The organism is Streptomyces sp. NTH33 (assembly GCF_003236365.1).
GTDB lineage: Bacteria > Actinomycetota > Actinomycetes > Streptomycetales > Streptomycetaceae > Streptomyces.
The window spans coordinates 1-7,129 of record NZ_POTZ01000361.1 but is presented as its reverse complement, the minus strand read 5'-3'; the positions used below and the strand labels follow the sequence as shown (position 1 = coordinate 7,129).

The 7,129-nt window shown below is 70.9% G+C and carries 6 protein-coding genes and 1 pseudogene; 5 read left to right on the top strand and 2 right to left on the bottom strand.

All coding sequences use genetic code 11. The features are described from left to right. Positions 1 to 146: 146 nt before the first annotated feature. Complete coding sequence (locus C1I97_RS27260; protein ID WP_258382757.1) at positions 147 to 824, bottom strand: hypothetical protein; 678 nt, start codon at positions 822 to 824, stop codon at positions 147 to 149. A 135-nt stretch (positions 825 to 959) separates the two neighbouring features. Here C1I97_RS27260 and C1I97_RS39380 point away from each other — a divergent pair, with 135 nt between their 5' ends. Continuing rightward, the gene (locus tag C1I97_RS39380) at positions 960 to 1,049 is read left to right on the top strand and encodes a DUF664 domain-containing protein (protein WP_146608308.1); all 90 of its coding nucleotides are present in this window, start codon (positions 960 to 962) and stop codon (positions 1,047 to 1,049) included. Between the two features lie 97 nt (positions 1,050 to 1,146). Here the strand turns inward: C1I97_RS39380 and C1I97_RS40750 are convergent, their stop codons facing one another. Further along, positions 1,147 to 2,475, bottom strand: coding sequence for a peptidoglycan DD-metalloendopeptidase family protein (locus C1I97_RS40750; RefSeq protein ID WP_220040868.1), 1,329 nt, complete (start codon positions 2,473 to 2,475; stop codon positions 1,147 to 1,149). A 790-nt stretch (positions 2,476 to 3,265) separates the two neighbouring features. Here C1I97_RS40750 and C1I97_RS27250 point away from each other — a divergent pair. The 4 genes and pseudogenes from C1I97_RS27250 to C1I97_RS27235 form a co-directional block, all read left to right on the top strand. Continuing rightward, positions 3,266 to 5,314: a phage tail sheath family protein gene (locus C1I97_RS27250; RefSeq protein ID WP_181446938.1), complete on the top strand. Its 2,049-nt coding sequence runs from the start codon at positions 3,266 to 3,268 to the stop codon at positions 5,312 to 5,314. 14 nt (positions 5,315 to 5,328) lie between these two features. Then, the gene (locus tag C1I97_RS27245) at positions 5,329 to 5,850 is read left to right on the top strand and encodes a phage tail protein (protein ID WP_111005800.1); all 522 of its coding nucleotides are present in this window, start codon (positions 5,329 to 5,331) and stop codon (positions 5,848 to 5,850) included. Beyond that, positions 5,847 to 6,614, top strand: a complete 768-nt coding sequence (locus C1I97_RS27240; protein WP_146608307.1) for a hypothetical protein — start codon at positions 5,847 to 5,849, stop codon at positions 6,612 to 6,614. The genes C1I97_RS27245 and C1I97_RS27240 overlap by 4 nt, the downstream gene beginning before the upstream one ends. Before the next feature lie 47 nt (positions 6,615 to 6,661). Beyond that, positions 6,662 to 7,129 (top strand): annotated as a pseudogene (locus C1I97_RS27235) (hypothetical protein); the annotation flags it as partial.

Sequence of the window (7,129 nt, the reverse complement as noted above, 5' to 3'; positions counted from 1 at the left end):
CTTCCCCACAGTACGGAACTGCCGCTCCACGGCGCGTCGGCGATGAGGGCGAGCACGCGGTCCAGCGCGACGCGTTGGGCTGCTCGGCGGTCAACGACGTTCCGTGGGCGGGCCGCTGGGGACACGGGGCCGCTCTCCGAGGCCGTTCATACGAGCCTCGGCTCGTCCTCGATCCAGCCGGCGTCCGCAGCGAAATTGCCGTCATGCACGACGAACTCCTCCTCGACTTCCACCGCCGTATGCCCGGCCTCCGCCAGGGCGCGAAGCAGTGCGTCGAGTCGGCGGCCCGCTTCTGCCCGGCCGACGCCCCGGCACCGCTGGGTGACGAAGCGCTCGTGCCGGCCGTCGGCCGACGCCCGGCGGGCGTTGCGGGACACGTGTGCCGAGTGCGGTACGGCCAGCGTCCGCACCGCGGCCACTTCCAACTCACCGGACAGGACGAGCTTGACGTGGTGCTCGAAATAGCAGCCCTCGGGGAGATCCGTGGCCTCGGCGTCCGTCTTCGGGACCTCGTCATTCCACGGCGCCGCCTCGATCTTCACCCGTACCACTCGGAACCCGTCGTCGAGCAGCCGTTTTGACCATTGCCGAGCCGTCGCCAACTGCCCTGCCAGGCTGCCCTGTCCGCGGCAGGTCAGCATGGGCTGGTCTGGTGTTCGTCCCCGGTCGAGAACGATGTGCGTGTACTTGATTCCGTGGCGTTCCGCCCAGAGAAGCAGCGGCTCTCCACCTCCCCCGCAGGTCTCCGACCGCACCGTCAGGTGGGTCTCGAACTCCCCCGCGAACTGTCTCACCGTGTCATCGTCGCCCTGCTCCGCCTTCACGCGGCCGACCGTACCTTCCCCACGGACAGCCGCGTTCCGGGGGCACCGCGCCGATCGGCGGGCCCGCTGTGGACGGCGGGGCCGGTGGGCTGCCGGCCCGGCCGCGTCCGCACGAGGCCAAGAGCTCCGAGGGACGTGATCGAGGAAACCGCCCGCCACGTCAGGTATGTGGATATCGTGCGCGAACTCCTGGACGGACAGACCGGCGACCACCCGCAGAACTGATCATCCAGCGCCCCACCCGCGGGCAGCCGCGGATCACTCGAGTTGACCGGGGCCGCTGCCGCAGGAAGGCAGGGGCCCCGGTCCGAGAGCACGGGTGTCAGCACCAGCCGCTGACCGGCCCGTTGACGCCGCTCCACATATAGGCGTCACTGCTCCAGGTGCCGTCGGACAGCCTGTTCCACAGGCTCGTGGTGCCGTAGCGGCCGGTGTGCGAGGTTCCGTTGGCGGAGCAGGACACCGTCACGGTCGCTCCGTCGGCCACCGATCCCGCGACGGCGTAACCGGTGCCCGGTCCCGAGCGTCTGTTGACCGACCCCCCTCCGTTGGCATCGACGACGCCCTGGTTGAAGCCGAGCACCCCGTAGTTGTAGAGGGTGCCGCCGACGCCGGCCCAGTAGCTGCCGTGCAGGGCGCCGCCCTGGTACGCGGCACTGCCGTTGTAGAGGACCCACTTGCCGATGCCGTGGCCGGCGATCCCGATGTAGGCGCTGTTCTGCCGCAGCGCGAAGTGCACGTGGCGGCCGTACGCGGCGCCTCCGCAGGTGACGTCCGTACCCGTGTACCCGAGGTGGTCACCGGTGTTGACCCAGCCACCGTTGGTGTTGATGTTGCTCCACAGGTGGTAGTAGTCGGTGGCGTATCCGCGGTCGTGGATCACCCGGATCCAGCCCGTGCACATGGTGTAGGCGTTGCCCTGCCGGGCCGCCCGCACCACCTCGTCGCCACCGGCGAGGTCGATCGAACTCCACGGCGACTCGTAGCCGCCCCAGCCGTGGGGGCCGCTGGTCAGGACGGTGTTGGCGCCGATGGTCGTGGGGAGCGCCATGCCCGTCCGGTAGTCGCCGCCCGCGGACAGCAGGCCGGCTCCGCCGTCGGAGTCGATGCCGCCGGACGGCTGGGGATGGTGCGGGATCTTGCGGACGTCCGCGGGGCCGCGGACGTCGTCCTTCTTGAGAACGTCCCGCTGCCGGCCGTCCTGCTGGGCGAACAGGGACTTCTCCCGTGCTCCGACGACCGGGGAGCGTCGGGAGATGTCGGCGAACCGCTCCTCGCCTTCCAGGGCCGCACGCCACTCGCCGTCCTGGCGCTCGGCGACGAACAGCCAGCCCTGCGGCATCCGCTCCGAGCCCTGCTCGGTGGCCATCACGGCGGTGCCGAACGCCCATCGGCCCGACTTCCGGACCACCCGGACGACGGGCCGGTCCTCGCGGGCCGCGGCGGCTCCCATGACCTTCTCGGCACGTGCCCGCAGCCGCTCGGTGACCGCGGCCTGCGGATCCGCGGAGGCCACCGCCGCGGTCTCGGAACGGGTACCGGAGCCGTCGGCGGCGACGGCCGGGAGGGCGGGCGACAGGACGGCGGCGGCCAGCAGCAGGACACCTGCGGCCCTGCCTCGGCAAGCGCGTGGACTTCTTTGTCGGAACATCTGTCTCCTTGAGCGGCACGGCTGAATGTGCACCGTCAAAAATCTCGCGCTCCGGCCCCGCTTGTCAGCACCCCCGACGAACCCCGGCCGGTCACGATGGCCGCACAGCACGACCGGACTCTTCGTCCGCTGCTCCACGACGCCTGCCGTCCCTCTCCCCATGGGCCGAGGGGGACAACGACGTCAGGACGTTGGTCACTCGTCGTCCGTGTCTTCGAAGTCGAGGTCGAAGGCCATCTGGCCCGACGGATCACCACCGGCTGGAACCCTGGCGAGAAATTCCGCCGGGTCCACCACGTCTTCGACCCCGTGAGGAAGGGCGTAGTGGTCCGCCGGCTACGCAAGGTGCAGGATCAGGGGCGGTTCAGGGTGCAGGATCCGCGGGGTGCTCCCAGCATCTCCTCAAGGGGAGGCCGGCAGCCGTCGGCCTGTCGCGGCACCGGGCCTTCCGTTCGGATCAGGCCGGACCAGGGAGCGGAGTCTGGTGCCGGGGGCACCTCCCACCCCCTTCGGGCAGTGAACGAGGCGCACGCCGGTCGATCAAGGACTGGCAGGGCTTTCCGAGCGGCGGCCCCTGACCGCCGTCATCAAGGGCCTCAGCTTCAACGCTGCCTCTCAATCAATCATTTGACGTATCGACTCTGTGCCGAAGCCGATGGCAGCCTTGTGCGGCAGGCCACGAGCTGACGGGGCATCACGTCGCATACCCCCATGGTGGTCACTCTCGACATCACTCGTCGTCGCGAGCCGCTGTCACTGCCGGGACGCCCAGGCCCACGGAGGCGATCAGATGCTCAACCTCACCTATCCCGGCGTGTACACCCGCGAGCTGGACTCCGGGGTACGGACCGTCACCGGGGCGCCCACCTCGGTCGCGCTGTTCGTGGGGCCGACCCGGACGGGCATCGACAAGCGGCCGGTGACATGCCTGAGCTTCGCGGATTTCGAACGGCACTTCGGCGGCCTGTATGCCAAGAGCTCGCTTTCGTACTCCGTGATGCACTTCTTCGCCAACGGCGGAGGCCAGGCGGTGGTCATCCGGCTCCCGGTGGAGGGCGCCGCGCCGGCCGCCTCGACGATCCGGCAGGACGTCTCCGGGAACAGGACTTCACTCGAGGTGACCGCACTGAGCTCGGGCGCCGCCGGCGGAGAGCTCTTCGTCGAGATCGACTCCTTCGACATCGGGGCGCACCCCTACTCGACCTCACCGCCGCATGACAAGAAGCGTTTCAACCTGACGATCGTCGATCCCGTCACAGGCCTGGTCGAGCGGTTCGCGGACCTCACGACCCAGGCGGGCGACGCGCGGACGGCCGGCACGGTGGTCAACGACCCGGCCACCGGCTCCCGCCTCGTCAAGGTGACGGTGGACGCGGGCGGCGTCGGGGCGGAGGGCCCGCAACCCACTGGATCCGTCTACCGGATCGGCAAGGAACCGGAAACAGGCACCTTCGGCAAGGCGCTCGCCGTGAATCTGTCGGTGACCCGGTGGAAGGTCGACGACGGAAAGGCCGACGACACCTCGTCGGTCAAGGGGCTGACGGTGACCGTCTTCAAGAAGGACGACCCCAGGCCGGCCAGTCGCCTCGAGCTGGTGACCCGGCTGGTCGCCGCGCTCAACGAGGCGATTCGGGCCGACCAGGCCGCTCTGCGCAAACTCGCCGGCGCTTCCGTCGAGGGGTCCCTCCACGAGGGCGGCGGCTTCCTGCGTCTGTCCGTCGGCCGCCCCACCGCGGTGCCCGCAGTCGAGCGCGTACACGATGCGACCGTCACGATCGAGGCGCCGGCCGGAGGAACCGACTCGCTGCTGACGGAGTACGCGATCGAGGAGAAGGCCGCCAACCCGTCGCGCTACCGGCTCGGCCACCTGTACGACCAGGCCCAGGCGTCGCGGAGCAAGGCCGCCACGGACGGCGACACCGCCGGCCAGCCGTCGTCGTCCGACTTCAAGGACGCGATCACCGCGCTCGCCGGACCCGACCCGTTCTTCAACCTCCTGTGCCTGCCCGACCTTGTCCGGCCGAAGGCCACGGATCCCAGGGCGCCGCACCACGGCAACGCCGTCACGGTGTACGCCGAGGCAGCCCGGGTGTGCACCGACAAGTTCGCCTTCCTCATCATCGATCCGCCGCCCGACGTCATCGACATCGGGACGGCCGCCGCGTGGAAGTCCACCAAGCTGGGGCTTCGGTCGGCCCACGCCGGTGCCTGGTTCCCGAACATCAGGGTCGACGACCCGTTGCGGCCGGGCACGATCGTGTCGCATCCGCCGTCGGGGGCCGTCGCGGGCGTCATCGCCAGGACCGACAACCGGGTGGGGGTCTGGCAGGCGCCGGCGGGCACCGATGCCTTCCTGGCCGGCGTCCACGGTCCCTCCATCGAGGTGTCCGACGCCGAGCAGGGCCTGGTGAACCCGCTGGGCGTCAACGTGATCCGGCGTTTCCCCATCTACCAGACCGTAGCGTTCGGCTCGCGCACCGTGGACGGCGCCGACGCGCTGGCCGGCCAGTGGAAGCACATCCCCGTGCGCCGCACCGCCAGCCACATCCTGCGTTCGCTGTCGGAGTCCCTGCGCTGGGCGGTGCACCAGCGCAACGGCGAGGAACTGTGGTCCCAGCTGCGGGTCAACTGCACGGCCTTCATGCACGGGCTGTTCCGCCAGGGCGCGTTCAAGGGAGTCTCGGCGCGGGACGCCTACTTCGTCGCCTGTGACGCGTCGACCACCACCACGGCGGACATCGACCTGGGGATCGTCAACATCGTGATCGGGTTCGCGCCGCTCAAACCGGCCGAGTTCGTAGTGATCAGCCTCAAGCAGATCGTGCAGCCGGCCGTCTGAGACAGGAGCGCATCGTGGGACAGTTCTCAGTCAACGCCCAGCGGCTCGACCCGTACAAGAATTTCAAGTTCCGCGTGAAGTGGGACGGCCGCTACGTGGCCGGCGTCTCGAAGGTCTCCCTGCTGAAGCGGACCACCGAGGTCGTCAAGCACCGTGCCGGCGGCGATCCCTCCACGTCCTACAAGTCCCCCGGTCGCACCGAGTACGACGCGATCACGCTCGAACGCGGAGTCACCCACGACCAGGAGTTCGAGCAGTGGGCGAACAAGACGTGGAACTTCGGCTCCGCGCCGGGCGGTGAGGTGTCCCTCGCCGACTTCCGCAAGAACATCATCCTCGAACTGCTCAACGAGGCCGGCCAGGTCGTGCTCAGCTACTCCGTCTACCGGTGCTGGGTGTCGGAGTACCAGGCGCTGCCGGATCTCGACGCCAACGCCAACGCCGTGGCCATCGCGAAGCTCAAGCTCGAGAACGAGGGCTGGGAGCGCGACTACGCGGTCGCCGAGCCCAAAGAGCCGACCTTCGTCGAGCCGTGAGCCCCACCGTGAACGCCTCTTTCGACCCCGCCCCGGTGCCGAGCGCGGAGGACCTCGTCCGGCTCTGGCCACTGTCATGGCGCCGCCCCGCGCGGGAACGCGTCGTCAGCCTCCTTGTCGCGCTGGACGGCCCGGCCGCACTCGACTATCCGCTGGGAAGCCGTAACCAGCGCCTGCTGGCGCTGCACCAGGCTCTGGTCCGGCGGCCGGTCGAGGCCCGGGTCACCTGCCCGTCCTGCCGGACCGACAACGAGTTCGCGCTCCCCGTCCGGGCCGTGGCCGAGCTGCCACGGGCCGAGGCCGATGCCGTGGTACGCCTGTCCGTGGAGGGCGTGGAACTGACGTTTCGGCTGCCGGTGCTCGCCGACCTGATCCCCGTGGCGGGCCGTCCCCCGGCCGACGGCCTGCACGCACTGGCCCGCGACACCTGCCTGGCACCCCGCATTCCACGGCTGGGGCCGGACGCTCTCGACCGGCTCGCCGACGCCTGGGAAGCCCTCGACCCGGCTGGTTCGATGCGCGTCGACCTCCTGTGCGCGGGGTGCGGGCGGGAGATCGCCGCGGACGCCGATCCCGCCGACTTCGTGGCCCGGGACCTGGATCTGCTCGTCGACGAACTGATGCGCGAGGTCGACGTGATCGCCGGCGGCTACGGCTGGACGGAGGAGGCGATCCTGGCGATGCCCTCCCCACGCCGCCGCCGCTACGTGGAACTCATCGTCGAGGGTCGCGCCCCGGCCCGGCGCGCGGCGGCGGTCCGATGACGGCGCGGCGGTCGGCGTACGCGGAAGCGCTCCGGCGTGCCGGTGGCATGGCGGCCACCGCCGCCGACGCGGACGACGGTGCCACCGCCGTGGCGGCCGAGCCGAGACCGCGCTCCCCGTTCGAGGAGCCGTGGGAGGAATCCGTCGTCGACCTGCTGCCGCCCCCCACGGACGGCATGCCCGGTGTGGCCCCGCCTCGGGCTCGTCGGCCCTGGGCGGACGGGACACCCCCGTCCGGCGCATCGGCCGACGGCGCGGTTCCCGTCGAGGTGCCCCGACCACGGGCGGACCGGCCCGCACCCGGCGACCTGCCCCCGGACCGGTCGTACGCCCCCGTGGACAACGGCGAGCGCCCACGGGCCGGGCCGCGGCCCGACCCGGTGGGCCCCCGTTCTGCCGCGCATCCGGGCGCCCCCGCGCGGGTCGACGGCCCCACGGCCGGGGCAGGAACAGAAGAGGTGCCCATGACGCACGTCGGCCCACCTCCACCGGCTCCCGGCACACCGCCCCTGGAC